Here is a 25406-nt window from a genome sequence, read left to right on the forward strand (position 1 = left end):
AGGAAACCAATGAAACGTCGCACCTTCACCAAACTCACCGCAGGGCTCAGCCTTGCCGCAAGCCTGTTCGGCACAACCGCCATGGCCCAGGACGAGATGCGCATCGCCCTCGTCGTGAAGGCCCTCGGCATCGGCTTCTTCGAGGCCGCCGCCCAGGGCGCCGAGGAAGCCGCCGCGGAACTCGGGGGCGTCGAGATCATCTATACCGGTCCCACCGACACCACGGCCGAGGGCCAGATCGAGGTAATCAATTCGCTGATCGCCCAGGGCGTTGATGCCATCGCGGTGTCGGCCAATGACACCGATGCGCTGGTCCCGACGCTCAAGAAGGCGATGCAGCGGGGCATCACGGTGATCTCCTGGGATTCCGGCGTGGCCCCCGAAGGGCGCCAGATGCACCTGAACCCCTCCTCCAATGCCCTGATCGGGAACATGATCATCAAGCTTGCCGCCGATCATTTGCCCGATGGCGGGGATGTCGCGGTTCTGTCCGCGACCACCACCTCGACCAACCAGAACATCTGGATCGAAGAGATGACCAAGGTGCTGGGCGACTATCCGGGCATCAACGTGGTCTCCACCGTCTATGGCGATGACCTGGCCGACAAGTCCTACCGCGAAGCGCAGGGCCTGATGCAGTCCTTCCCGGACCTCGATGCGATCATCGCGCCCACCTCCGTCGGGATCGTCGCCGCGGCACAAGCGGTCGCGGATGCGGGCAAGATCGGCCAGGTCAACGTGACCGGCCTTGGCTTGCCCTCCGAGATGGCCGGTGCCATCGAAAGCGGCGCATCCAAGTCCTTCGCGATCTGGAACCCGATCGATCTGGGCTACTCGGCCGCGATGATCGCCCATGCGCTCGCCTCCGGCGCGGCCACGGCGGAGCCGGGGACAGAGATCTCCATCGGGCGCGTCGGGACCATCACCCTGGACGAGAACAACGAGGCCGCCATGGCCGATCCGTTCATCTACGACGCCTCCAACATCGATCAGTTCAAGTCGATCTTCTAGGGCGACGACGGATCTCCGACGCGGGCTTTCGGGCCCGCGTCACACCCCATCCCTTTCACTCCGGGACAGTTGATGCTGCACCAAACGCAGAGACCCTTGCCGTCCGAAGACCCGCCTGTGTCCCAGGCGGCGCTGGCCCTGGCGCACATCACCAAGACCTTCCCGGGCGTGAAGGCCTTGTCCGACGTCTCGCTGTCTCTGTACCCCGGCAAGGTGACCGCGCTGATCGGCGAGAACGGTGCCGGCAAGTCCACCGTCGTCAAGATCCTCACCGGCATCTACCAGCCCGATGGCGGCCGCATCCTCGTTGACGGTCAGCCGGTGCCGTTTTCCACCCCGCAGGCCGCCGCCGATCACGGGGTCACGGCGATCCACCAGGAAACGGTCCTGTTCGATGAGTTGTCCGTGGCCGAGAATATCTTTCTGGGCCATGCGCCGCGCGGGGCCTTCGGTCTGATCGACTGGAAAAAGACGACCGAGAACGCCCGCGCCCTGCTGACCAGCATCGGCGCCGAGCTCGACCCGGATCACAAGCTCAAGGACCTGGGCATTGCCAACAAGCACCTCGTGGCGATCGCCCGCGCCCTGTCGATCGAGGCGCGCGTGGTCATCATGGACGAACCCACCGCCGCGCTCTCCCACAAGGAGATCGAAGAGCTCTACGAGCTGGTCGAAAGCCTCAAGGCCCAGGGCAAGGCGATCCTGTTCATCAGCCACAAGTTCGACGAGATCTTCCGCATCGCGGACAATTACACCGTCTTCCGGGATGGCCAGCTGATCGGGGACGGCGCGATCGCCGATGTGACCGAGGCGGACCTGGTCAAGATGATGGTGGGCCGCGATGTTAGCCAGATTTTCCCGCAGCGCGCGCCCAATGTGGGCGACACGGTTCTGACCGTCCAAGGCTATGCCCATCCCACCGAATTCGACGATATCAGCTTCACGTTGCGCGAGGGCGAGATCCTGGGGTTCTACGGACTGGTCGGGGCCGGGCGGTCGGAATTCATGCAATCCCTGTTCGGGATCACCCGCCCCTCCGCCGGGTCGGTCGAGATCGGCGGGGCCAGGGCCGAAATCAGCTCCCCCGCGGACGCGGTCGATCACGGGATCGTCTATGTCCCCGAGGACCGCGGCAAGCAAGGCGCCATCCTCGACCTGCCGATCTTTCAGAACGTCACGCTGCCCTCGCTCGGGCGGATCTCCCGCAAGGGCTTCCTGCGGCTGGCCGAGGAGTTCGCCCTGGCCCGCGAATACACCGAACGGCTCGACCTGCGCGCGGCCTCGCTGGACACCCATGTCGGTAACCTGTCCGGCGGCAACCAGCAGAAGGTCGTGATCGCCAAATGGCTGGCCACCCGGCCCAGGGTGATCATCCTCGACGAGCCCACCAAAGGCGTCGATATCGGCTCCAAGGCCGCGGTGCACGACTTCATGGCGGAACTGGCGGCCCAGGGGCTCGCCGTGATCATGGTCAGTTCGGAAATTCCCGAAGTGCTGGGCATGTCCGACCGCGTGATCGTCATGCGCGAGGGGCGCATCGTGGCCGAACTGGCGGGTGACGACCTGCAACCTGAAACCCTTGTCCGCCACGCCGCGGGGATCTGAAGGAAACGGGTCATGTTGAAACGCCTGATCGCCTCCCGGGAAACACTGCTGATCGCGGCGATCCTGCTGCTGCTGGCGCTGATCGCCTCCCGGTTTCCCGCTTTCATCGCACCGTCGAACCTCGCGCATGTGTTCAACGATACATCGCCGCTGATCCTGCTGGCGATCGGCCAGATGATCGTCATCCTGACCCGGTGCATCGACCTCAGCGTCGCGGCGAACCTGGCATTGACCGGCATGGTCGTGTCGATGGTCAATGTTGCGGCTCCGGGCCTGCCGATTGTCGTGATCCTCGCCATCGCCATCGGACTGGGCACGCTGCTGGGCATGTTCAACGGGCTTCTCGTGTGGAAGCTGCAAATCCCGCCCATCGTGGTGACGCTGGGGACCATGACCATCTTCCGCGGCATCATCTTCCTGATCTCCGACGGAAAATGGGTCAACAGTCACGAGATGAGCCCCGCCTTCAAGGCCTTCCCGCGGACGGAACTCCTCGGCCTCCCGGTCCTCAGCTGGATCGCGATCCTGGCCGTGATCCTGTTCACGATCGTGATGACCCGGACCACCCTGGGGCGTGCCTTCTACGCGGCGGGCGGCAACCCCCATGCCGCGACCTACGCGGGCATCGATGTGGGCAAGACCCAGTTCTGGGCCTTCACGATCTCCGGCGCCCTGGCGGGCCTGACGGGGTATCTCTGGGTCTCGCGCTTCGCGGTGTCCTACGTGGATATCGCCGGCGGGTTCGAGCTGGACGTGGTCGCCGCCTGCGTCATCGGCGGTGTGTCGATCATGGGCGGCGTCGGCACCGTCGGCGGCGCGTTGCTCGGGGCCTTGTTCCTCGGCATCATCAAGAATGCCCTGCCGGTCGTCGATATCTCCCCCTTCTGGCAGCTGGCCATCTCGGGCAGTGCGATCATCATCGCCGTCGCGCTCAATGCCCAGGCCAACCGCAAGAAGGGTCGCATCATCCTCAAGCGCGCGGAGCAAACATCATGAGCACAGCCGACCGCATGATCCCCGACCGCCTGCGCTCTCCGATGGAGCAGCGCCTCAAGAGCTGGGAGACGCTTCTTTTGCTGGTGGCCATCGGCATCTTCGTCGCCAACAGCTTCGCCTCCCCCTATTTCCTGAACGCCTGGAACCTGAGCGACGCAACCTTCAACTTCACTGAAAAGGCGATGATCGCCTTCGCCATGGCGCTGCTGATCATCTCGGGGGAGATCGACCTGTCGGTCGCCTCCATCATTGCGCTGGCCTCGACCGCCATGGGCGCGGCGGTGCAGATGGGCGTCGGCACGCCCGGGCTGGTGCTGATCGGGCTCGGGGTCGGGCTGCTCTGTGGCGCGTTCAACGGTGTGCTGGTCACCCGGATGGGACTGCCCTCCATCGTCGTGACCATCGGCACCATGAGCCTGTTTCGCGGCATCAGCTACATCGTTCTGGGCGACCAGGCCTTCCGGGGCTACCCCGAGAGCTTCTCCTGGTTCGGCCAGGGCTATGTCTGGTGGGTGATCTCGTTCGAGCTTGTCCTCTTCGCCATCATCGCGGTGATCTACGCGGTGCTTCTGCACAAGACCAATTTCGGCCGCGCGGTCTACGCCATCGGCAACAATGCCACCGGTGCGATGTTCTCGGGCATCCGGGTGCAGCGCGTGAAATTCATCCTGTTCCTGCTCACGGGCCTCATGTCCGGCGTCGCGGCGGTCTGCCTGACCGCGCGCCTCGGCTCCACCCGCCCCTCCATCGCGATGGGCTGGGAGCTGGAGGTGGTCACCATGGTCGTGCTCGGCGGCGTCAGCATCCTCGGCGGATCGGGCACCATCCTGGGCGTCGTCATCGCCGCCTTCGTGATGGGGCTTGTGACCTTCGGGCTCGGCCTGCTGAACGTGCCGGGGATCGTGATGTCCATCGTGATCGGCGCGCTGCTGATCGGGGTGATCGCCCTGCCGCGGCTGTGGTCCATGTGGCGGGCGCGCTGATGGAAAAGATCGCCTTCAAGATGATGCTGAACCCCGGCTGCCGGGAGGAATACATCAAACGCCACGACGCGATCTGGCCGGAACTGGTGGATCTTCTCCGCGAGGCCGGCGTGTCGGATTACTCGATCCACCTCGACCCCGAGACCGACACGCTCTTTGCCGTCCTGTGGCGCAAGGAGGGGCACGGGATGGACGACCTCCCGAGCCATCCGGTCATGCAGAAATGGTGGGCGCACATGGCCGACATCATGCAAACCCAGCCGGACAACGCGCCCGTGGTCACCCCGCTCGACACCGTGTTCCACATGCCATGACACGTCACGTCGCCGTCATCGACATCGGCAAGACCAACGCCAAGCTGGCCCTGGTCGACCGACAGAGCCTGACCGAAATCTCCGTGATCACGCGGCCCAACACGGTCCTGCCGGGTCCGCCCTGGCCGCATTTCGACGTGGACGGGCACTGGGCCTTCCTGCTGGACGGGCTGCGCGATTTCCAGGCCCGCCACGGGATCGACGCGATCTCGATCACCACGCATGGCGCCTGCGCGGCCCTTCTTCAAAAGGACGGCGCCCTGGCTGCTCCCATTCTCGACTACGAACATCCCGGCCCGGACGACACCGCGCTGGCCTATGACGCGCTTCGCCCGCCTTTCTCGGAAACCGGGTCGCCGCGCCTGGCGGGCGGGCTGAACATCGGCGCGCAACTCTTCTGGCAGTTCCACACCGACCCGGCCCTCAGGGACCGCACCCGTCAGATCGTCACCTACCCGCAATTCTGGGGCGCCAAGCTGACCGGCGTGACCGCGACCGATGTCACCTCGCTGGGGTGTCATACCGATCTGTGGAACCCCCATGCCGGGGCGGTCTCGTCGCTGGTCGACAGGCTCGGGCTGACGGGCAAGCTCGCCCCTGTCCGCAAGCCGCATGACATCCTCGGGCCGGTGCTGCCAGCGGTGGCCGGGCAGACCGGGTTGGCCCCCGGCACGCCCGTTCATTGCGGCATTCACGATTCCAACGCCTCGCTTCTGCCTTACGTGTTGACCCAGACCTCCCCCTTCAGCGTGATCTCCACCGGCACCTGGGTCATTGCGATGTCCATCGGTGGCAGGCCCGTCATGCTCGACCCCGATCTCGACACGCTGATCAACGTCACGGCCCTCGGCCAGCCCGCCCCCTCCGCCCGGTTCATGGGCGGGCGCGAGCATGACCTGGCCACCGAGGGCACCGGCCCGCCGCCGAGCGCCCAGGACCTCGACCACATCCTGTCGCGGCAGATCCTGTTTTTGCCCGCCGTCGTGCCCGACACAGGGCCGTTCAAGGGCCAGGCCTCGCGATGGGAAGGCGACGCTCCCGCGCCCGGGACCGGCGCCCGCGGCGCGGCCGTCGCGCTCTATCTGGCGCTGGTCACGGCCGAGTGCCTGTCCAATATCGGGCATGCGGGCAAGATCATCGTCGAGGGACCTTTCGCCGGCAATCGCCTCTATCTCGAAATGCTCAGCGTCGCGATGGAGGCGGATGTGGTCCGCGCCTCCGGCACCACCGGAACCAGCGCCGGTGCGGCCCTGCTGGCGGGCGGCGATGCCGGTTCCCCGCCGCGCCCCGACAGCCTCGTCGCGCTACCGGCGGCGTCCAAGACCCGCCTGCGGCACTACGCGGCGCATTGGCGGCAACGGGCCCGGCGCCGAACGCCCTAGCCACACCGCGCGCCTGCCCCGGGGCCAAACCTGCGTCCACCGGCGCGCGCAACGGGCATGGCGCCAAGGCCCGTCACTCCGCCAGACCCCGCGCACCCGCACGGACCTTCCGCATCTTCGCAACACGGCACGCCGGGCCGCGCTCGTTCCCAAACAGGGCTGTTTCGGCGATCCGCCGCTCATCGCGCATGAAATCGCGGCCACGCCTGCTATCGTCGCACATGGCTGCAACGCCCGCATGGGATTGACGTTGAACACAACTCTGGGAGATGGCATGCGCTGTCGGGTACCTTCTGGCATTCAGGTGCGGATGTAATGGCCCATGGATGACATAGATCTGGTCGCGCAAATCGGGATGGGCGACAAGCGGGCGATGCACGCGCTCTACTTGCGGTACAACGACGCCATCTACGCGTTCAGCCTGTCACGTGCCGGCAATCCGGAGCTCGCGTCGGACTGTGTCCACGACACCATGCTCGATGTCTGGCGGACCGCGGCCAAATTCCAGGGCAGGTCGAGCGTCAAGACATGGCTGTTCTCCATCGCGCGCAACAAGCTGGTGGACGCGCTGCGCAAGCGGGGAAAGCACGCCTATGTGGAGGACGTGCCCGAGGTCGAGGATACGGCCCCCAATCCCGAAGCCGCCGCCATTGCCGCGGCGGAGCGGGCGCGCCTGCACCACTGCCTCGAGAGCTTGTCCGGCCCGCAGAGGGCCGCGGTTCGGCTCGCCTTCCTCGAGGAGTTGACCTATCCCGAGGTCGCAGAGATCGAAGCCGTGCCGGTCGGTACGATCAAGACCCGCATCCATCATGCAAAACGGGCGCTCATGCGCTGTCTTGAACGGGGCTTGCGACGATAGCGCCGTTATTCCGCGACAAACGCCACGAGGTCGCCGGTCGCTTCCAGCACGCCGAGGGCCTCTTGTCGCGCATCGGCGTCCGCAAAGGACAGACGCACGAGGCCAAGCGCACTGGGCCCGTCCGTGATCCGGGCACCGAGCGACGCGAGCAAGGCGGCGATGTCGCCATAGCTGGCGGTCTGGACGAACTGCACCTGCACGCTGAAGGCGGCGGGGTCCTCGCTCGCGGTGCGAAACCCCTCCGGATCCGGGCCGAGGCGCGGTCCGACCACGACATGCCAGGTGGCCACGGACAGCACGACAACGGCTGCATATTTCAAAGCCGCCTTCCAGAGGGGCCGGTTGTCATTCGCGGCCCGGGGGGTGGCATCGATCTCTGCCGACACGCGATCCCAGACCTGATCGGCCTTTTCATGTCTGGGCGCCTGCGCCATGTCCTCCCGCACGGACCGCAACAACGCCACCTCGGCGGCAAGAGACGCATCCTGTGCCATCTCTTCCTCGAAAGCCGCCCGGCGCTCGGGCGTCAGCCGGCCTTGGAAGTAGTCGAGTATGGTCTCTTCGCGGTCCACGTGTTCTCGCTCACAAAATCGTCATGCCAGTGGTTCTTTGTCGAAGGATCCCAGGGAATGGTTCAAACTTGGGTCCGTGCCCGCCGATTGCTCACTTCTAGAGTGTATTTCTGCGCCATTCAACGCTGCGGCGTCTCGGGTGCAAAGCCCCGAGTGCCAAGCGCCACGAGAGAAAGAAAGCCCGCTTGTCCCAGCTTGCACGCATCCGTCTGGGCGTCCTGGCCGTAGCGGTCGCCATGGCCGCTTGGGGCTGCGCCGTGCCACAGGCGACGGGGCCACAGCCGTCGGACGTGGTGGACCCGCGAAAGATCATCGCGCTGGTGCCCGACCGCGCCAGCGCCGACCAGATCCGCCTCGAGGCGCAATCGACCGGCTATCGCGAACTCGATGTGGCCCGGCTCGACGGGCTCGGCCTGACGATGCTGGTCTACCGGATGCCGGACGGCGTCACGGGGCCGGAGGCGATCGCGGCCCTCGAAGGCGCGGTCCCCGCATCGACCGTCGGCGTCGATCACGCCTATCGTTTGCAACAGCAGCCGTCGTCGGCGCTGGCGCTCGATTACGCCAACACCATCATGAGATGGGCTGACGGGGGCTGCCGCGCCCATGTGGCGATCGGGGTGATCGATACGGCAATCGACACCTCCGCGCCCGCCCTCTCGGGGGTGGACGTGACGAGCCGGACGTTCTTCGACGGCCCGTCCGCCGCGGCCACCCACGGCACCGATGTCGCCACCGTGTTGGCCAACCCGGAGCGGCTGCGCAACGTTCGCATCTACGGGGCCAACGTGTTCGGCCAGTCCCAGACCCCGGATCTCGCCGCCGGAGCGGATGCGCTGGTGCGCGCGCTCGACTGGCTGGCCAGCGAAGACGTGCGCCTGGTCAATCTTGCGCTGGCCGGGCCCTATAACAAGCTGCTGGATCTGGCGGTGGAGCGGGCCACCGCGCGGGGCCTCGTTCTGGTCGCCGCGGTGGGCAATGACGGGCCCGGGGTCGAACCGATGTATCCCGCCGGGTTCCGGGACGTGATCGCCGTGACGGCCATAGACGCGGACCGCCGGGTCTATCGCAACGCGGTGCGCGGGCCCCATGTGGACATCGCGGCCCCCGGCGTCGATGTGCTGGTCAGCACGCAAGGCCGCCCGCGCTTCGTCACGGGGACCTCGATCGCCACCCCCTTCGTGACGGCGCGCCTCGCGGCGGATCCCGCGATCACCGCGGCGCGGGATGCGTCCGACGTCCGCGCGTTGCTGGCCCGAACCAGCGCAGAGCTTGGATCCGAAGGGCGCGATCCGACTTTCGGGTACGGGCTCGCGCTCGCCGAAGACGTCTGCACGCAATGAGCCCGCACTCCCCCCGCGCAAAACGAACCCCGCCGACGTGATGCCGGCGGGGCCCTGGGTGCTGTGACAGCGGGATCGGCTCAGGCGATCATGAACATGTCCGCCGAGAAGTCCGCGACCTGCGTGTCCTCGAAGGTGATCACCTTGTTGTTGAGAGACAGCTCCACGTCATCCCCGACCTGATCGAGGTTCGACAGCAGGCTGTCCTGGGTGACCTCCGGATCGTTGGTGAAGAAGGCCAGCTGATCGATTCCGATCTCGAAATCGAGGATGACATCGACGCCTATATCCGCTTCGAAGAACACGAAGGTATCGGCACCCGCGCCGCCGGACATCGTGTCGTCCCCGAGACCCCCCCGGATGACGTTGTCCAGTGCGTTCCCGACGATGACATCGTTACTGTCGGTCCCGGTGACGTTCTCGAAGTTGATCGCGGTCGCAGCTTGGCCTGCGCCGTGGTCGACCTCGATCGCGCCGGTCTCGAGGTTCACGCCGACCGGACCGGAGGCCTGGCTCAGATCGAGCGTATCCACGCCGTCCCCGCCATCCAGATCCAGCATGATCTCGCCCAGCACGTCGCCCGTGATGACCGCCGTGTCGGCGCCGCCGCCGAAATTGGTCTCCAGGGTCTCGGTGTTGCGGATGTCGAGCTGGAACAGCCCGTTCTCGGTCTGGTCGTTCACTTCGATCCGGGCGAACTGAACGCCCGCGTCGGTGGTCGAGAACTCGGCCACGTCCTTGTTCTGCAGATCCTCGTTCACCAGATCGGTATCGAAATTGACCTGCACCACGTCGTCATCGGCGCCCCCGTCAAAAAGGTCCGACCCGTCGCCGTTGTTCCAGACGATCTTGTCATCGCCCGACCCGCCATCGACGGTGTCGCTGCCCTTGTTGCCGATGAGCGTGTCATTGCCTGCGCCGCCCGCGATACGGTCGTTGCCGCCGCCGCCCGAAATCACGTTGTCCCAGGCATTGCCGGTCAGAGCGTCGCTGAATTCCGTGCCGATCACGTTCTCGAAATCGATCGCCTGCGAGGTCTCGACCACCGGGGCCGCGGCGAGGCTTGCCCCGATCTCGAACTCCTCGGGCAAAGAGGCGGCAAAGAAGACGTTGTCCACGATCTGTCCGGTTGCGAGGTTCACCGACACGTTGGTGTCGAGTTGGCTGAAGTCGAGCGTGTCGATGCCGTCGCCACCGTCGAGATCGAGCCGGATTGCGTCCAGAACACCACTGTTGATGATCGCGGTGTCATCGCCGCCGCCGAAATTCGTCTCCTGAACTTCCGTGTTGCGGATGTCGAGCTGGAACAGCCCCTGCTCGGACTGACCGTTCACCTCGATCCGGGCGAACTGGAGGCCCGCGTCGGTCACCGTGAACTCGGCCACGTCGTCGTTCTGCAGATCATCGTTCACCAGGTCGGTGTCGAAATTCACCTGCTGGACATCATGGCCCTCGCCGCCGTCCATCAGGTCCGATCCGTCGCCGTTGTTCCAGACCAGACGGTCATCCCCCTGTCCGCCGAACATCGCATCGCTGCCCCGGTTGCCGATGACGACGTCATCTCCGAAACCACCGAAAAGCTGATCGTCGCCCTCGCCGCCGGAGATCTTGTCATCCCCGGACAGGCCGAAAACGAGGTCATCGCCGCCCTTGGCGTTGATATCGTCCGCACCGAACGAACCGACAATGATGTCCTTGTCCTCGGTGCCATGAGTGTTGCCGTGACCAAAGATCAGGTTGAAAAAGTTGAAGCGTGCCATTTGGGTTCTCTCCTTGGAGCGTTTCGAAAAATCCCCTCCTCACCCCGTCACCGATCACGCTCGGCAAGCCTCAGGGCGCTGAGGAACCCCTTGGTCGCCGCGTGTTGAAAAACGGTTCAAAGTAATTTCGACCTCGGGCCGGCCCCTTCTGTCGCCTTGGCGCCATCGGCTCTTCGGCCGGGTCCGGCCCGCATCCCCTAACGTGGCGTTACCGCACCGCGCGGAGGTGCCCGACACTTGCCCGACAGATGTCCGACGCAAGCCCGACCCGGGTCTGACGGGGTATTCCGGGGTATTCCGTGGGTGCCGGGGCGCCGTTAAAACCTGCGGACTGGCTTTGCGGCGCGGCATCGTGTACCCTGCCATCCAGACCCGGAAAACCGGGCGTTTGACTGAGGCATAGGCGGTATTTCGATGACAGAGATGGTGTATGGCACCGTCCGGTCCGGCGCGCGGGAGCCGGTGCTCCCCCGGTGGTGGCGGACCGTGGACAAGGTGAGCCTCCTGGCGATCCTCGGGCTCTTCGCGATCGGGCTCCTGCTCGGTCTCGCGGCCTCTCCGCCGCTTGCCACGCGCAACGGGTTGCAGCCGTTTCACTATGTCGAACGGCAGCTGATTTTCGGCACCATGGCGCTGGGCGTGATGGGGGTTCTGTCGCTCGGCGACCCGCGGATGATCCGCCGGATGGGGGTGCTCCTGTTCGTGGCGACCTTCCTGGCGCTGGCCTTCCTTCCGCTGTTCGGAACCGACTTCGGCAAGGGGGCAACCCGCTGGTATTCCTTGGGATTTGCCAGCGTGCAGCCGTCGGAATTCCTCAAGCCCGCCTTCATCATCCTGTGCGCCTGGCTGCTCGCCGCCGCGCAGGAGATCAACGGCCCGCCGGGGCGGAGCCTGTCGCTCGCCGTGGCGCTCATCGTGGTGGCCTTCCTGGTAATCCAGCCCGATTTCGGCCAGGCCTGCCTGATCCTGTTCGGCTGGGCGGCGATGTATTTCGTGGCCGGGGCCTCGATGCTGCTGGTCGTCGCGCTGGTGGGCATGGTGGGGCTCGCGGGCGTCGTGGCCTATAACGCGTCGGAGCATTTCGCCCGCCGGATCGACGGCTTCCTGTCCACCGAAGTCGACCCGACGACGCAGCTCGGCTACGCCACCAACGCGATCCGCGAGGGCGGGTTCTTCGGCGTCGGCGTGGGCGAGGGGCAAGTGAAATGGGTGCTCCCCGACGCGCATACCGACTTCATCATCGCCGTGGCGGCCGAGGAATACGGCGTCCTTCTGGTCCTTGTTATCATTGCGCTTTATGCAACCATCGTGCTGCGCAGCCTGTGGCGCCTGATGAAGGAACGCGACCCCTTCGCGCGGCTTGCGGGCACGGGTCTGGTGCTGCTCTTTGCCGCCCAGGCCATCATCAACATGGGCGTCGCGGTCCGGATGCTGCCGGCCAAGGGCATGACCCTGCCGCTGGTCAGTTATGGCGGATCCTCGCTCATTGCGACGGGCATCGCGCTGGGCTGTCTTTTGGCCTTTACGCGCAGCCGCCCGCAGGGGCAGATCGAAGACGTTCTGATCAAGCGGGGAAGATAGGGTATGGGCACGGCACCACTTCTGGTGATCGCAGCGGGCGGCACGGGCGGGCATATGTTCCCGGCCCAGGCGCTGGCCGAGGCGATGCTGCGCAAGGGCTGGCGGGTGAAGCTGGTGACCGATGCGCGGGGCGCGCGCTATACCGGTGGCTTCCCCCATGTGGTCGAGATCGTGGAGAAATCCTCGGCCACCTTCGCGCGCGGCGGAGCGTTGGCCAAGGTGGTGGTGCCGGTGAAGATCGCCGCCGGGGTCGCCTCGGCGCTGCTGGACATGCTGCGCGACCGGCCTGCGATGGTGGTGGGGTTCGGCGGCTACCCGGCGATCCCGGCCATGGCGGCGGCGACCCTGTTGCGCCTGCCGCGGATGATCCACGAACAGAACGGCGTGCTGGGACGGGTCAACCAGCTCTTTGCCAAGCATGTGCACGCCATCGCCTGCGGCACCTGGCCCACGACCCTGCCCGAAGGGGTCCAGGGTGCGCCCACGGGCAACCCGGTGCGCAACGCCATCCTGGAGCGGGCGGGTGCCCCCTATATTCCCCCCGGCGACTGGCCCCTGAGCCTGCTGGTGCTGGGCGGCAGCCAGGGAGCGCGGATCCTGTCGGACGTGGTGCCGACCGCCGTGGCGGGCCTGGCTGCCCCCCTGCGCGACCGTATCCGCGTGGCCCATCAGGCCCGGGCCGAGGACCTCGACCGGGTCGTCGCCGCCTATGACGCCGCCGGGATCCGGGCCGAGGTGCAGACGTTCTTCCACGACGTGCCCAAACGGATGTCCGAGGCGCAGCTGGTCATCTCCCGCTCCGGGGCCTCGACGGTGGCGGACCTGACGGTGATCGGGCGGCCCTCGATCCTCGTGCCCTATGCCGCGGCGGCGGCGGATCACCAGACCGCCAATGCCCGCGGGCTGGTGGAGGCCGGGGCCGCGATCCTGATCCCGGAATCCAAGCTCGATCCCGCAACACTCGCCGAGCAGATCGCGCTGATCCTCGACAATCCCGACGGGGCGGTGCAGATGGCCCATGCCGCGCTGCGCATCGGGCATCCGAACGCCACGGACCGGTTGGTGGACCTGGTCGATCACCTCGCAGCACCCCCAACCCATGTCGCCGCCTGAGGGCGCCAACCGCAGAGACACGCCAGATGAAAGACAGCTTCGCAATGAACGCCGCCACGAAACTTCCCACCCAGCTCGGGCCGATCCATTTCACCGGCATCGGCGGGATCGGCATGTCGGGCATCGCCGAAGTGCTGCTGACCCATGGCTACACGGTGCAGGGCTCGGACCTGAAACCGTCGAAGATCACCGAAAGGCTGGAGCGGCTGGGCGCGAAGATCTTCATCGGGCAGGTGGGCGAGAACCTGGCCGATGCGGAGGTCGTGGTGATCTCCTCGGCGATCAAGCCGGGCAACCCGGAGCTTGAGACCGCCCGCGCCCGCGGCCTGCCGGTGGTGCGCCGGGCCGAGATGCTGGCGGAGCTGATGCGGCTGAAATCGAACATCGCCATCGCGGGCACCCATGGCAAGACGACCACCACGACCATGGTGGCCACGCTGCTCGACCGGGGCGGGATCGACCCCACGGTGATCAATGGCGGGATCATCCATGCCTACGATTCCAACGCGCGCGCCGGGGCGGGCGAGTGGATGGTGGTGGAGGCCGACGAGAGCGACGGCACCTTCAATCGTCTGCCCGCGACCATTGCCGTGGTCACGAATATCGATCCTGAACATATGGAACATTGGGGCAGCTTCGAGCGGCTGAGGGACGGGTTTCACGAGTTCGTATCGAACATTCCGTTCTACGGGCTGGCGGTCTGCTGCACCGACCACCCAGAGGTGCAGGCGCTGGTCGGGCGGATCACCGACCGCCGCGTCGTGACCTTCGGCTTCAACACCCAAGCCGATGTGCGCGCGGTCAACCTGACCTACAAGTCCGGCGTCGCCCATTTCGACATCCTGCTGCGCAACGAGGGGCAGGTGATCTCGGGCTGCACCCTGCCGATGCCGGGCGATCACAACGTCTCCAACGCGCTGGCCGCCGTTGCCGTGGCCCGGCACCTGGGCATGAAGCGCGACGAGATCCGCGCGGCCCTGGCCGGGTTCGCGGGCGTCAACCGCCGCTTCACAAAGGTCGCCGAGCTGGGCGGTGTCACCATCATCGACGATTACGGCCACCACCCGGTGGAGATCGCCGCCGTGCTCAAGGCCGCGCGCCAAGCCAGCGAGGGCCGGGTGATCGCCGTGCACCAGCCGCACCGGTTTTCCCGGCTCGCGAGCCTGTTCGAGGATTTCTGCACCTGCTTCAACGAGGCGGATGTGGTCGGCATCTCCGACATTTTCGCCGCCGGCGAAGACCCGATCCCGGGCGCCTCCCGCGACGATCTGGTCAAGGGGCTGATCGCCCATGGCCATCGCCACGCGGTCGCGGTGCCCGACGAGGATGCGCTGGAGGCGCTGATCCGGGCCGAGGCCAAGCCGGGCGATATCGTGGTCTGCCTCGGGGCCGGGACGATCTCGACCTGGGCGCATAACCTGCCCGCGCGCATGGGGTGATGTTGCCCGCGCGGCCTGCCTGCGCTAGGGCAGGCGGGCGCGGAGGTTTGCCATGCCCACCACATTTCCCCTGTCCCTGACTCTGTTCTGCGTCTGGATCCTGGTCGCGGCGGTGATCGCGGTCCTGCCGAGCCGGTATCACTGGCGCGGGGCGTTCGTCTTGATGGCGGTGCTGGTCCCCCTGCTGGGCTATATCTGGGCGCAACTGGGCCCTTGGTATCTGCTCGGCGCGGCGGTGGCGGCGGTGTCGGTCCTGCGCTGGCCGGTGCGGTATGCCATGGGCTGGCTGCGGGCGCGGCTGACGGGGGCGGGCAAGTGACCGACCTGCGCGGCACGCTGACCGAGAACCGCCCATTGGCGGACCTGACCTGGCTGCGCGTGGGCGGGCCTGCGGACCTGTTTTTCCAGCCTGCCGATGCGGACGACCTCGCGGCCTTCCTGCGCGCGGACCTCGCGCGGCCCGTTTTCGTGATGGGGGTGGGGTCCAACCTGATCGTGCGCGACGGCGGGCTGCGCGCGGCGGTGATCCGGCTGGGCCGGGGGTTCAACGGGATCCGGATCGACGGCACCCGGGTGCGGGCCGGGGCGGCCGCGCTCGATGCCCATGTCGCGCGCAAGGCGGCCGCCGCGGGGGTGGACCTGACCTTCCTGCGCACCATTCCGGGCACGATCGGCGGGGCCGTGGCGATGAACGCGGGCTGCTACGGCACCTACATGGCGGATGTCTTCGTCGAGGCCACCGCGCTCACCCGGGCGGGGGAGGCGATCACCCTGACGCGCGAGGACCTGAATTTCCGCTACCGGCAGAGCGATCTGCCCCCGGGCACGGTGATCACGGAGGTGGTGATGGAAGGCCCGCCGGGCGCGCCGGAGGCGCTGGAGGCGCGCATGGCCGACCAGCTGGCCAAGCGCGACGCGACACAGCCCACCAAAGACCGCACCGCCGGGTCGACCTTCCGCAACCCGGCCGGGTTCAGCTCCACCGGGCGCGCGGACGACACCCACGAGGCCAAGGCCTGGGCGGTGATCGACGCGGCGGGAATGCGCGGTGCCATGCGCGGCGCGGCGCAGATGTCGCCCAAGCATCCGAACTTCCTCGTCAATACCGGGGGCGCCACTGCCGCCGAGCTGGAATCCCTCGGCGAGGAAGTGCGAAAAAAGGTTTTCCAAGCCACGGGCCATTCGCTACACTGGGAAGTGATCCGCATCGGCCAGCCCGGGCGGACGCCCCCCGCATAATCGCCTGCGTCAGACGGGCCGGGGACCGAGCAGCAACCGGGTCCGAAAGAGTCCCGGAGAAAACATGAGGCGGGACGTGTCGAGCAAGGCATCCCCCAAGGTGGCCATGATGATGGGCGGTCCCTCGTCGGAACGCGCCGTGTCCCTGTCGTCGGGACGCGAATGCGGGGCTGCGCTCCGGGCCGAGGGGTTCGAGGTGATCGACCTCGATGCGGGTCCGGACCTGGCCGCGCGGCTCGAAGATCTGCGCCCGGACGTGGTGTTCAACGCGCTCCACGGCCGCTGGGGGGAGGATGGCTGCGTGCAGGGCCTGCTGGAATGGCTGCGCATCCCCTATACCCATTCGGGCGTGCTGGCCTCGGCCCTGGCGATGGACAAGGAACGCACCAAGGCCGCCTATACGGTCGCCGGGCTGCCGATCGCCACGAGCGGGCTTTACACGAGGGCGCAGATCGCCGCGCGCCACGTGATGCCGCCGCCTTACGTGATCAAACCCTATAACGAGGGCTCGTCGGTCGGGGTGTACCTGGTGCCCGAGGGGGCGGAGGCCGCGCCGGAGCTGGCGGACGACCTGCCCGACACGCTGATGGTGGAGGCCTTCGTGCCCGGGCGGGAGCTGACCGTGACCGTGCAGGGGGACCGCGCGCTCTGTGTCACCGATATCGTGACCGAGGGCTGGTACGATTACGACGCGAAATACGTCCCCGGCGGGTCGCGCCATGTATTGCCGGCCGAGGTGCCCGGGGATGTCTACGACGCCTGCATGGCCCATGCCGAGACCGCGCACCGGGTACTCGGCTGCCGCGGCATCTCGCGCACCGATTTCCGCTGGGATCCGCGCCGCAGCCTCGATGGGCTGGCCCTGCTGGAGACCAACACCCAGCCGGGGATGACGCCCACCTCCCTGACCCCCGAACAGGCGCAGCATGTGGGGCTGGGCTTCGGCGCGCTCTGCCGCTGGATCGTGGAGGACGCCTCATGCGACCGTTGAGCTTCCGGCGCCGCACCGCGCAGGCGCGCCCCGACCCCGCGCCCTCGCGGCTCAGCTACCGGGTGCAGCGGTTGCTGCTCACGCCGCTTTTCCATGCGCTGATCCGGGTCGGCCTGCCCGCCTTCGTCCTGGCCTTCGGGGTGGGCTGGCTGCTGCAGAACCAGGAGTTGCGCGACGAGCTGGTGGCCCAGACCATCGCCCTGCGCACCCAGATCGAGCAGCGCCCGGAGTTCATGGTCAACGCCATGTCGGTCTCCGGCGCCTCCACCGAACTGATCGAGGACATCCACGAGGTGGTGCCGATCGACTTCCCCGTCAGCTCCTTCGCGCTGGACCTCGAGGCGATGGACCGGATCATCGGCGAGCTTGACGCGGTGGCCGAGGTCGACCTGTCGATCCAGGCCGCGGGCATCCTCGCCATCGAGATCGTCGAACGCACGCCGGCGGTGGTCTGGCAGACCCGCCAGACGCTGGAGATCCTCGATGCCGAGGGTCACCGGGTCGGGCCCATCGAGTCCCGCGCGGCCCATGCCGCCCTGCCGCTGGTGGCGGGCCCGGGCGGCAACCGGGCGGTGGCCGAGGCGCTGCGCCTGCTGGAGGTGGCCGAAGAGCTGGCACCGCGGATCATCGGTCTGCAACGGATGGGCGAGCGGCGCTGGGACGTGGTGCTGACCGAGGGCCAGCGCATCCTGCTGCCCGAGCGGGAGGCCGAACTGGCCCTCGCCCGGGTGATCGAGCTTGACCAGGCCGAAGACCTCTTTGCGCGCGACATTTCCGTGGTCGACATGCGGCTTCCGGACCGCCCGACCGTGCGGCTCAACCCCGATGCGCTCGATGCGCTCTGGACCATTCGTGGTCTCACCAACGACAGGATCGAATGATGAAGGACCTTTATTCGGCCCAGCGGGCCATGCGGAACATGCGGCAGGCCGCGATGCAGCGCGGGGTGGTGGCCGTGTTGGACATCGGGACGAACAAGGTGGCATGCCTGGTGCTGAAATTCGACGGCCCCGCGCCCGAGCATGAGGCCGACGGCGTGGGCACCATGGCGGGCCAGTCCCGGTTCAGGGTGATCGGCGCCGCCGCGACCCGGTCGCGCGGCATCCGCTTCGGCGAGATCGACGGCATGGTGGAGGCCGAGCGCGCGATCCGCACCGCCCTGCAAGGTGCCCAGAAAATGGCGCAGGTCCGGGTCGATCACGTCATTGCCAGTTTCTCCGGCGCCGAGCCGCGTTCCTACGGCGTGTCGGGGCAGGTGGAGGTCGCGGGCGAGGCCGTGTCCGAGCAGGACATCGCGCAGGTGCTGGCGCGCTGCGACCTGCCCGATTTCGGCGAGGGGCGCGAGGTGCTCCATGCCCAGCCGGTGAATTTCGCGCTGGATCATCGGTCGGGCCTGAACGACCCGCGCGGCCAGATCGGCAAGCGGCTGGTGGCGGACATGCATGTCCTGACCGTGCAGCAGACCGCGATCCAGAACCTGCTCTATGCGGTCAAGCGCTGCGATCTCGAACTCGCGGGCCTGGCGTCGTCCTCCTATGTCTCCGGCGTCTCGGCCCTGGTCGAGGACGAGCGCGAACTGGGCGCCGCCTGCATCGACCTGGGTGCGGGCAGCTCCGGCGTGTCGATCTTTCTCAAGAAACACATGATCTATGCCGACAGCGTGCGCCTGGGCGGTGATCACATCACCTCCGACATCTCCAAGGGCCTGTCCGTGCCGCACGCCTTCGCCGAGCGGATCAAGACGATCTATGGCGGGGTTCTGGCCACGGGCATGGATGACCGCGAGCAGATCGAGATCACCTCCGAGACCGGCGATTGGGAACATGACCGTCGCACGGTCAGCCGGTCGGAGCTGATCGGGATCATCCGCCCCCGGGTGGAGGAGATCCTCGAAGACGTGCGCGACCGGCTGGTGGGGGCGGGGTTCGACCAGTTGCCCAGCCAGCAGATCGTGCTCACCGGCGGCGGCAGCCAGTTGCAGGGCCTCGACGGGTTGGCGGCCAAGATCCTCGGGCCCCAGGTGCGCGTGGGCCGACCCCTGCGGGTGCGCGGGTTGCCGCAATCGACCTCGGGGCCGGAATTCGCCTCGGTGGTGGGGCTGTGCCTGCATGCCGCGCACCCCCAGGACGAATGGTGGGATTTCGAGATGCCCCATGACCGCTACCCGGCCCGATCGCTCAAGCGCGCGGTCCGCTGGGTGCGCGACAACTGGTAGGCCGCGCGCCCCGTCGAATCGCGCGAAAAATCCGCCCACCGCGGCGGTTTTCCCCATCGAACGCGTGACGCCGCGGGGCTTTTGACGTATCCTGATCGCAGACGTCGAACCACGACGCGCCGGGGGGCCGAGCAGTCACCCGCAAACACTGAGAAAACGCCGCGATATCCGCGCGGCAGGACCGGGCCATTCGTGACCGAGTGCGTCCGCCTAGACGCATGAGTGCGCCCGACCGCAACAGCTTGCGCCGCCACCGAGACTCAGCGGAAAATTGCAAGATTACGCGCAGATTTTGTGTCTGAAGCGTTGTTTTTGGGTGACGCAAAGGCCGCGAGCGTCTAATATCCCGGGCTAATACAGTCGCGGATGGGGTTAACGCGCCCTTAACCCTGCGGCGATAACCAAGAGCAGGCGGACCCTTTTCATGACATTGAACCTCACCATGCCAGAGCATAACGAACTCAAGCCCCGGATCACCGTCTTCGGTGTCGGCGGCGCCGGCGGCAACGCCGTGGACAACATGATCGACAAGCAGCTCGATGGCGTGGAATTCGTCATTGCGAACACCGACAGCCAGGCGCTGCAGGGCTCCAACGCCCCGGCCAAGATCCAGATCGGCGCGAAAGTGACCGAAGGGCTTGGCGCCGGTGCGCGGCCCAGCGTGGGCGCGGCCGCCGCCGAAGAGAGCATCGAGGAAATCGTCGATCACCTCGCGGGCGCGCATATGTGCTTCATCACCGCGGGCATGGGCGGCGGCACCGGCACGGGTGCTGCCCCGATCATCGCGCAGGCGGCGCGGGAGCTGGGTGTTCTGACCGTCGGCGTCGTCACCAAACCCTTCCAGTTCGAAGGCGCCAAGCGGATGCGCCAGGCCGAGGAAGGCGTCGAGATCCTGCAAAAGGTGGTCGATACCCTGATCATCATCCCCAACCAGAACCTGTTCCGGCTGGCCAACGAGAAGACGACCTTCACCGAGGCGTTCTCGATGGCCGATGACGTGCTCTACCAGGGCGTCAAGGGGGTGACCGACCTGATGGTGCAGCCGGGTCTCATCAACCTCGACTTCGCGGATGTGCGCGCCGTGATGGACGAGATGGGCAAGGCGATGATGGGCACCGGCGAGGCCACTGGCGAGGATCGCGCGACCCAGGCCGCGGAGAAGGCGATCGCCAACCCGCTGCTGGACGAGATCAGCCTGCGTGGCGCCAAGGGCGTTCTGATCAACATCACCGGCGGCTACGACCTGACCCTGTTCGAGCTGGACGAGGCCGCGAACCGGATCCGCGAAGAGGTGGACCCGGAAGCCAACATCATCGTCGGCTCGACGCTCGACACCTCCATGGAAGGGGCGATGCGCGTCTCCGTGGTGGCCACGGGGATCGACGCCGTCGAGGCCCAGCAGGACGTGCCGACCCCGCGCCGCCGGATGTCCGAGCCGCTCACCCCCGCATCGAGCTTCGCGGCCGACCCAGCCGACGAGACACCGGAGCCGGTCTATCAGCCCGAGGTCGCCGCGGTCGAGGCCGCGCCGGAGCCGCAAGAGGCCCCTGCCCGGATCGAAGAGGTCGCGCAGCGCGCCCCCGCCGAAGAGCCGGTCGAGGAGGATCTCTTCGCGACCGCCGAGAGCCGGAAGGTCGAAACCTTCCGCGCCCAGCCCGATGCCTATGACCCCAACGGGTTCGAGCCGGGCTCGCCCGCGTCCGAGTTCGTCGCCCCCCAGCCGCGCAAACCCGGCACGCCGACCCCCGAGACCCTCGCGCGCCTGCGCACGGCGGTGAACTCCACCAAATCGGTCGGCGCCGCGCCGTCGCGCGCGCCGGCAGACCCGGGGGAGGGGGCGGAAAAACGCGGCTTCGGAATCAATTCCCTGATCAACCGGATGACCGGCCAGGCGGCCGATCACGGCCACGCAGCCAGCCCGCAGGCCCGCCGTCCCAGTCCCGTAGACACGCCACAAGCGGTCGATCCGGACCAGGAAAAGGTCGAAATCCCGGCCTTCCTGCGGCGCCAGGCCAACTAGGTTCGGTCACGAAAACTGCACAGGGAAGCCGCCTCCGGGCGGCTTTTTTGTTTTAAAAAACATAGGGTTCCCCGCGGCGCCCGCTGATTCAGGCGGAGTTCCGCCGAGCCGATTTTGCTATGTTTCACACCGTTGCAAAGATTGAGTTGAGATAGTCACGGATGCTGACTTAATAGCCTCATAACGGCGGGAAAACCGTCGCGTTCATGAGGTGTTGACGTGCAGAAAACGCTGAAATCCAAAGTCGTCTTCGAAGGCGTGGGGCTCCATAGCGGCGCACCCGTTCGCATGGTCGTACATCCGGCCTCCGCCGAGTACGGGATCTGGTTCAAGCGCACCGACATCCTCGCGGGCGACAATTTCGTGGCCGCGCGCTGGGACCAGGTAGAGCGCACACCGCTCTGCACCAAGCTGCGCAACGACGCGGGCATGACCGTCTCCACCGTGGAGCATGTGATGGCCGCCCTGTCGGGCTGCGGCATCTACAATGCGCTGATCGAGTTGAACGGCCCCGAAGTCCCGATCCTCGACGGCAGCTCCGCCGAGTTTGTCGCAGGCTTTCTTGCCGCGGGCATCCGCGATCTGTCCGAGCCCAGCCGCCTGCTGCGCATCCTCAAACCGGTCGAGGTCCGCGATGGCCTCGCCATGGCGCGGCTCGACCCGGCGCCCGGCTTCGAGCTGCGCTTTCACATCGATTTCGTCGACAGCGCCATCGGCGACCAGTCCAAGCGCCTGTCCATGGCCAACGGCACCTTCGTGCGGGAGCTGTGCGACAGCCGTACCTTCTGCCGCCAGTCGGACGTGGACGCGATGCATGCCCAGGGCCTCGCCCTCGGCGGCACCTATGACAACGCGGTCGTGGTCGACGGCGCGCGCGTGCTCAGCCCCGGCGGCTTCCGCCACCCGGACGAGGCGGTCCGCCACAAGATGCTCGACGCGGTGGGCGACCTGGCGTTGGCCGGCGCGCCGATCTTCGGGCGCTACACTGGCGAACGGGCCGGCCACACCATGACCAACACGCTCCTGCGGGCGCTTTTCGCGGACCCGAGCAGCTATGTGGTCGAGACCTGCAGCCGCGCCATGGCCGCGCGCCTGCCGGGCTCGGGCCTGCATCGCACGGACCTGCGCCTGGTGGCCTGAGGCCGCGGCGCAATCTCCGTTTTTAACTTCCGGCAAACGTGCTAAACACCGCCCGGGCGGGTCATGGGATCCGGCCGTGTGCAGACAAGACCGGGGACATGATGACTCGCGTGGGGACCCTCCGTAACCGGATGCTGGCGCTGGGGCTGGCCGTGATCCTGGCCGCCTGCGGTAGCCAGCAACCCGAATTCCCCGCCCTGGAGGAATCGCCCCCGGACGTGATCTTCAACCGCGCCGAGTTCGAATTGCAGGCCAACAATCTCGACGAGGCCGCGCGTTATTTCGGCGAGGTCGAGCGGCTTTATCCGTTCTCCGAATTCGCAAAGCGCGCGCTGATCATGCAGGCCTTCACCTATCACCGGAACCGCGAATACGAGAGCAGCCGTGCCGCGGCACAGCGCTATCTCGATTTCTACCCGGCCGATGAGGACGCGGCCTATGCGCAATACCTTCTGGCGCTCAGCTATTATGATCAGATCGACGATGTGGGCCGCGACCAGGGCCTGACCTTCCAGGCATTGCAGGCCCTGCGCACGGTGATCGAGGTCTATCCCGAGAGCAGCTATGCCAAATCCTCGATCCTGAAATTCGACCTCGCCTTCAACCATCTCGCCGCGAAGGAGATGGAGATCGGGCGCTATTACCTCAAGCGCGGCCATTACGCCGCCGCCATCAACCGCTTCCGCGTGGTGGTGGAGGATTTCCAGACCACGACCCACACCCCCGAGGCGCTGCACCGGCTGGTGGAGGCCTACCTGTCGCTGGGGCTGGAGGGGGAGGCGCAGACCGCTGGCGCGATCCTCGGCTTCAACTACCAGGCCACCGATTGGTACGAGGACAGCTTCCGGTTGCTGACCGAGCGCGGATTGTCCCCGGACGCGCAGGAAACTGGCTGGCTCAGCACGATCTACCGCCAGATGGTGCGCGGCACCTGGCTCTGAGTTTGCCGCGCGGCATGGCAGGGCTTGCGTGGGGCGGGGAAACGCGCCACATCATCTAGAGGTGTATGGGCGTATAGAGGGGCAGGGGATGCTGGCGCGGCTCGACATTCGCGACATCCTGATCATCGACCATCTGGTTCTGGATTTCCGGGCCGGGCTCAATGTGCTGACGGGCGAGACCGGCGCGGGCAAGTCGATCCTGCTCGACGCGCTCGGTTTCGTGCTGGGCTGGCGCGGGCGCGCAGACCTGGTGCGCCAGGGCGCCGCCCAGGGGGAGGTGACGGCGGTGTTCGACCTGGCCCCGGACCATCCCGCCTTCGCCGTGCTGCGCGCGGCGGGCTTTCCGGACCCCGAGGGCGAGCTGATCCTGCGCCGGGTGAACACGGGCGAGGGGCGCAAATCGGCCTATGTGAACGATCGCGCCTGTTCGGGCACGGTCCTGCGGGCGCTGTCGGATGTGCTGGTCGAGTTGCACGGCCAGCAGGACGATCGCGGGCTGCTCGACCCCAAGGGGCACCGGGCGTTGCTGGATGATTTCGGCGGGCATGACCGGTTGCGGCGCGAGGTGGCATCGGCCTGGCGCGCCCGGGCCGCGGCCCAGAGCGCGCTGGAGACTGCCCGGGCCGAGGTCGCCGCCGTCGCCGCGGACGAGGAATTCCTGCGCCATGCGGTGGGCGAGCTCGACGCGCTCGACCCCCAGCCCGGCGAGGAAGCCGAGCTCGATATCGCCCGCCGCCGGATGCAGGCCGCCGAGAAGATCCGCGCCGACGTGGCCCGCGCCCTGCAGGCGCTGATCGCGCCCGATGGCGGGGCGGAGTCCCTCGTGGTGGATGCGACCCGCTGGCTCGAAGGCGTCGCGGCAGAGGCGGACGGGGCGCTGGACGCGCCCATCGGGGCGTTGTCGCGCGCGCTGGTGGAGCTGGGCGAGGCCTCCGACGGCACCGAGCGCGCGCTCGACGGTCTGGGCGTCGATCCGCTGGAGCTGGAGCGGACCGAGGAGCGGCTCTTCGCCCTGCGCGGGCTGGCGCGCAAGCACGGGGTGGCCGCCGACGATCTCGGCGGGTTTGCCGACACTCTGCGCGCGCGGCTGAACACGCTCGATGCCGGGGCCGACCGGCTGCAGGGGCTGGAACAGGCCCTCGCCGAGGCGGAGGCCGCCTATGGCGCCGCCGCCGGGGCCCTGACCGCGGCGCGCCGCGCGGCGGCCGGGCGGCTCGATGCCGCCATGGCCGACGAGCTCGCCCCCCTGAAGATGGAGCGCGCGGTCTTCGGCACCGAGATCACGCCCGCCGCCCCCGGCCCGGACGGGGCCGACCAGGTGACCTTCCGCGTGGCCACCAACCCCGGCGCGCCCGCCGGGGCGCTCAACAAGATCGCCTCGGGCGGGGAGCTGTCGCGATTCCTGCTGGCGCTGAAGGTCTGCCTGACCGCCGGGACCGAGGGGCTGACCCTGATCTTCGACGAGATCGACCGGGGCGTGGGCGGGGCCACCGCCGACGCGGTGGGACGGCGGCTGCAATCCCTGGCCGAGGCGGGGCAGGTGCTGGTCGTCACCCATTCGCCCCAGGTCGCGGCCCTGGGCGCCCATCACTGGCGGGTGGAGAAAACCGTGCAGGCGGATGTGACCCTGTCCCGGGTCGTCCCGCTCGCCCCGCCGGACCGTGTGGACGAGATCGCCCGCATGATGTCCGGCGACGTGGTCACGGACGCGGCCCGGGCCGCGGCGCGCGCCCTGCTGGACGTTGCCTGACGCGAAACGGCCCCCCGGGCGCGCACACGGATCGTTGCAAGCCCGAAACAAATACGCCCGAGGACGGGGCGCGGCCCCGCGTCCCCTTGGGTTTGGCGGCGCGGGAGCGTAGCGTAACAGAATTGTAACCCGTTGATCCGGCGCAAGGACCG

Annotated in this window: 22 protein-coding genes; 20 read left to right on the top strand and 2 right to left on the bottom strand. The window is 67.4% G+C overall.

The genetic code is table 11. The features are described 5' to 3' along the window. Positions 1–9 precede the first annotated feature (9 nt). The 7 genes from rhaS (at position 10) to PVW48_RS06175 (ending at position 7150) form a co-directional block, all read left to right on the top strand. Complete coding sequence (gene rhaS, locus PVW48_RS06145; RefSeq protein ID WP_012179099.1) at positions 10–1011, top strand: rhamnose ABC transporter substrate-binding protein; 1002 nt, start codon at positions 10–12, stop codon at positions 1009–1011. 72 nt (positions 1012–1083) lie between these two features. After that, a complete protein-coding gene (locus PVW48_RS06150; RefSeq protein ID WP_012179098.1) occupies positions 1084–2616 on the top strand; it encodes a sugar ABC transporter ATP-binding protein in 1533 nt (510 codons plus the stop codon). A gap of 12 nt (positions 2617–2628) precedes the next feature. Next, positions 2629–3612: an ABC transporter permease gene (locus PVW48_RS06155; RefSeq protein ID WP_274580714.1), complete on the top strand. Its 984-nt coding sequence runs from the start codon at positions 2629–2631 to the stop codon at positions 3610–3612. After that, positions 3609–4595, top strand: a complete 987-nt coding sequence (locus PVW48_RS06160; RefSeq protein ID WP_274580715.1) for an ABC transporter permease — start codon at positions 3609–3611, stop codon at positions 4593–4595. Before PVW48_RS06155 ends, PVW48_RS06160 begins: the two co-directional genes overlap by 4 nt. Continuing rightward, complete coding sequence (gene rhaM / locus PVW48_RS06165) at positions 4595–4909, top strand: L-rhamnose mutarotase (protein WP_274580716.1); 315 nt, start codon at positions 4595–4597, stop codon at positions 4907–4909. Before PVW48_RS06160 ends, rhaM begins: the two co-directional genes overlap by 1 nt. Further along, complete coding sequence (locus tag PVW48_RS06170) at positions 4906–6291, top strand: FGGY-family carbohydrate kinase (protein WP_274580717.1); 1386 nt, start codon at positions 4906–4908, stop codon at positions 6289–6291. Before rhaM ends, PVW48_RS06170 begins: the two co-directional genes overlap by 4 nt. 322 nt (positions 6292–6613) lie before the next feature. Beyond that, positions 6614–7150: an RNA polymerase sigma factor gene (locus PVW48_RS06175; protein WP_274580718.1), complete on the top strand. Its 537-nt coding sequence runs from the start codon at positions 6614–6616 to the stop codon at positions 7148–7150. Positions 7151–7155: 5 nt separating this feature from the next. Here the strand turns inward: PVW48_RS06175 and PVW48_RS06180 are convergent, their stop codons facing one another. After that, the gene (locus PVW48_RS06180; RefSeq protein ID WP_274580719.1) at positions 7156–7722 is read right to left on the bottom strand and encodes an anti-sigma factor family protein; all 567 of its coding nucleotides are present in this window, start codon (positions 7720–7722) and stop codon (positions 7156–7158) included. 185 nt (positions 7723–7907) lie between these two features. Here PVW48_RS06180 and PVW48_RS06185 point away from each other — a divergent pair, with 185 nt between their 5' ends. After that, positions 7908–9065, top strand: coding sequence for a S8 family serine peptidase (locus tag PVW48_RS06185; protein WP_274580720.1), 1158 nt, complete (start codon positions 7908–7910; stop codon positions 9063–9065). 80 nt (positions 9066–9145) lie between these two features. Here the strand turns inward: PVW48_RS06185 and PVW48_RS06190 are convergent, their stop codons facing one another. Beyond that, the gene (locus PVW48_RS06190) at positions 9146–10825 is read right to left on the bottom strand and encodes a calcium-binding protein (protein WP_274580721.1); all 1680 of its coding nucleotides are present in this window, start codon (positions 10823–10825) and stop codon (positions 9146–9148) included. A 414-nt stretch (positions 10826–11239) separates the two neighbouring features. On the opposite strand from PVW48_RS06190, the gene PVW48_RS06195 reads away from it, so the two are divergent. The 12 genes from PVW48_RS06195 to recN all read left to right on the top strand — a co-directional run bounded on the left by PVW48_RS06195 (position 11240) and on the right by recN (position 25254). Further along, positions 11240–12406, top strand: a complete 1167-nt coding sequence (locus tag PVW48_RS06195; RefSeq protein ID WP_274580722.1) for a peptidoglycan glycosyltransferase FtsW — start codon at positions 11240–11242, stop codon at positions 12404–12406. 3 nt (positions 12407–12409) lie between these two features. Further along, on the top strand, positions 12410–13519 hold the full coding sequence (locus PVW48_RS06200) for a UDP-N-acetylglucosamine--N-acetylmuramyl-(pentapeptide) pyrophosphoryl-undecaprenol N-acetylglucosamine transferase (RefSeq protein ID WP_012179088.1): 1110 nt from the start codon (positions 12410–12412) through the stop codon (positions 13517–13519). Between the two features lie 44 nt (positions 13520–13563). Continuing rightward, a complete protein-coding gene (murC, locus tag PVW48_RS06205) occupies positions 13564–14958 on the top strand; it encodes a UDP-N-acetylmuramate--L-alanine ligase (RefSeq protein ID WP_274580970.1) in 1395 nt (464 codons plus the stop codon). Between the two features lie 52 nt (positions 14959–15010). Continuing rightward, positions 15011–15277 carry a DUF2484 family protein gene (locus PVW48_RS06210; protein ID WP_274580723.1) on the top strand — a complete coding sequence of 89 codons (267 nt, stop codon included), beginning with the start codon at positions 15011–15013 and terminating at the stop codon, positions 15275–15277. Then, the gene (gene murB / locus PVW48_RS06215; protein WP_274580724.1) at positions 15274–16197 is read left to right on the top strand and encodes a UDP-N-acetylmuramate dehydrogenase; all 924 of its coding nucleotides are present in this window, start codon (positions 15274–15276) and stop codon (positions 16195–16197) included. Before PVW48_RS06210 ends, murB begins: the two co-directional genes overlap by 4 nt. A gap of 64 nt (positions 16198–16261) precedes the next feature. Next, positions 16262–17188: a D-alanine--D-alanine ligase gene (locus PVW48_RS06220; RefSeq protein ID WP_274580725.1), complete on the top strand. Its 927-nt coding sequence runs from the start codon at positions 16262–16264 to the stop codon at positions 17186–17188. Next, positions 17176–18069, top strand: a complete 894-nt coding sequence (locus PVW48_RS06225) for a cell division protein FtsQ/DivIB (RefSeq protein WP_012179083.1) — start codon at positions 17176–17178, stop codon at positions 18067–18069. Before PVW48_RS06220 ends, PVW48_RS06225 begins: the two co-directional genes overlap by 13 nt. Continuing rightward, positions 18069–19403, top strand: a complete 1335-nt coding sequence (gene ftsA, locus PVW48_RS06230) for a cell division protein FtsA (RefSeq protein WP_044027856.1) — start codon at positions 18069–18071, stop codon at positions 19401–19403. Before PVW48_RS06225 ends, ftsA begins: the two co-directional genes overlap by 1 nt. Positions 19404–19827: 424 nt before the next feature. Beyond that, entirely contained in the window at positions 19828–21423 is a 1596-nt protein-coding gene (gene ftsZ, locus PVW48_RS06235; protein ID WP_274580726.1) for a cell division protein FtsZ, read from the top strand. A 219-nt stretch (positions 21424–21642) separates the two neighbouring features. Continuing rightward, positions 21643–22563 carry a UDP-3-O-acyl-N-acetylglucosamine deacetylase gene (gene lpxC, locus PVW48_RS06240; RefSeq protein ID WP_274580727.1) on the top strand — a complete coding sequence of 307 codons (921 nt, stop codon included), beginning with the start codon at positions 21643–21645 and terminating at the stop codon, positions 22561–22563. 101 nt (positions 22564–22664) lie between these two features. After that, positions 22665–23504: an outer membrane protein assembly factor BamD gene (locus tag PVW48_RS06245; protein WP_012179079.1), complete on the top strand. Its 840-nt coding sequence runs from the start codon at positions 22665–22667 to the stop codon at positions 23502–23504. 88 nt (positions 23505–23592) lie between these two features. Further along, positions 23593–25254: a DNA repair protein RecN gene (recN, locus tag PVW48_RS06250; RefSeq protein WP_274580971.1), complete on the top strand. Its 1662-nt coding sequence runs from the start codon at positions 23593–23595 to the stop codon at positions 25252–25254. Positions 25255–25406: the final 152 nt, after the last annotated feature.

Origin of the sequence: Dinoroseobacter sp. PD6, assembly GCF_028807315.1 — a bacterium.
Taxonomy (GTDB): Bacteria; Pseudomonadota; Alphaproteobacteria; order Rhodobacterales; family Rhodobacteraceae; genus Dinoroseobacter; species Dinoroseobacter shibae.

What these genes read in the sequence shown, in the direction of transcription:
- rhaS (WP_012179099.1), top strand. Translation starts at nt 10, where the DNA reads ATGAAACGTCGCACCTTCACCAAACTCACCGCAGGGCTCAGCCTTGCC.
- PVW48_RS06150 (WP_012179098.1), top strand. Translation starts at nt 1,084, where the DNA reads ATGCTGCACCAAACGCAGAGACCCTTGCCGTCCGAAGACCCGCCTGTG.
- PVW48_RS06155 (WP_274580714.1), top strand. Translation starts at nt 2,629, where the DNA reads ATGTTGAAACGCCTGATCGCCTCCCGGGAAACACTGCTGATCGCGGCG.
- PVW48_RS06160 (WP_274580715.1), top strand. Translation starts at nt 3,609, where the DNA reads ATGAGCACAGCCGACCGCATGATCCCCGACCGCCTGCGCTCTCCGATG.
- rhaM (WP_274580716.1), top strand. Translation starts at nt 4,595, where the DNA reads ATGGAAAAGATCGCCTTCAAGATGATGCTGAACCCCGGCTGCCGGGAG.
- PVW48_RS06170 (WP_274580717.1), top strand. Translation starts at nt 4,906, where the DNA reads ATGACACGTCACGTCGCCGTCATCGACATCGGCAAGACCAACGCCAAG.
- PVW48_RS06175 (WP_274580718.1), top strand. Translation starts at nt 6,614, where the DNA reads ATGGATGACATAGATCTGGTCGCGCAAATCGGGATGGGCGACAAGCGG.
- PVW48_RS06190 (WP_274580721.1), bottom strand. Translation starts at nt 10,825, where the DNA reads ATGGCACGCTTCAACTTTTTCAACCTGATCTTTGGTCACGGCAACACT.
- PVW48_RS06195 (WP_274580722.1), top strand. Translation starts at nt 11,240, where the DNA reads ATGACAGAGATGGTGTATGGCACCGTCCGGTCCGGCGCGCGGGAGCCG.
- PVW48_RS06200 (WP_012179088.1), top strand. Translation starts at nt 12,410, where the DNA reads ATGGGCACGGCACCACTTCTGGTGATCGCAGCGGGCGGCACGGGCGGG.
- murC (WP_274580970.1), top strand. Translation starts at nt 13,564, where the DNA reads ATGAACGCCGCCACGAAACTTCCCACCCAGCTCGGGCCGATCCATTTC.
- PVW48_RS06210 (WP_274580723.1), top strand. Translation starts at nt 15,011, where the DNA reads ATGCCCACCACATTTCCCCTGTCCCTGACTCTGTTCTGCGTCTGGATC.
- PVW48_RS06220 (WP_274580725.1), top strand. Translation starts at nt 16,262, where the DNA reads ATGAGGCGGGACGTGTCGAGCAAGGCATCCCCCAAGGTGGCCATGATG.
- PVW48_RS06225 (WP_012179083.1), top strand. Translation starts at nt 17,176, where the DNA reads ATGCGACCGTTGAGCTTCCGGCGCCGCACCGCGCAGGCGCGCCCCGAC.
- ftsA (WP_044027856.1), top strand. Translation starts at nt 18,069, where the DNA reads ATGAAGGACCTTTATTCGGCCCAGCGGGCCATGCGGAACATGCGGCAG.
- ftsZ (WP_274580726.1), top strand. Translation starts at nt 19,828, where the DNA reads ATGACATTGAACCTCACCATGCCAGAGCATAACGAACTCAAGCCCCGG.
- PVW48_RS06245 (WP_012179079.1), top strand. Translation starts at nt 22,665, where the DNA reads ATGACTCGCGTGGGGACCCTCCGTAACCGGATGCTGGCGCTGGGGCTG.
- recN (WP_274580971.1), top strand. Translation starts at nt 23,593, where the DNA reads ATGCTGGCGCGGCTCGACATTCGCGACATCCTGATCATCGACCATCTG.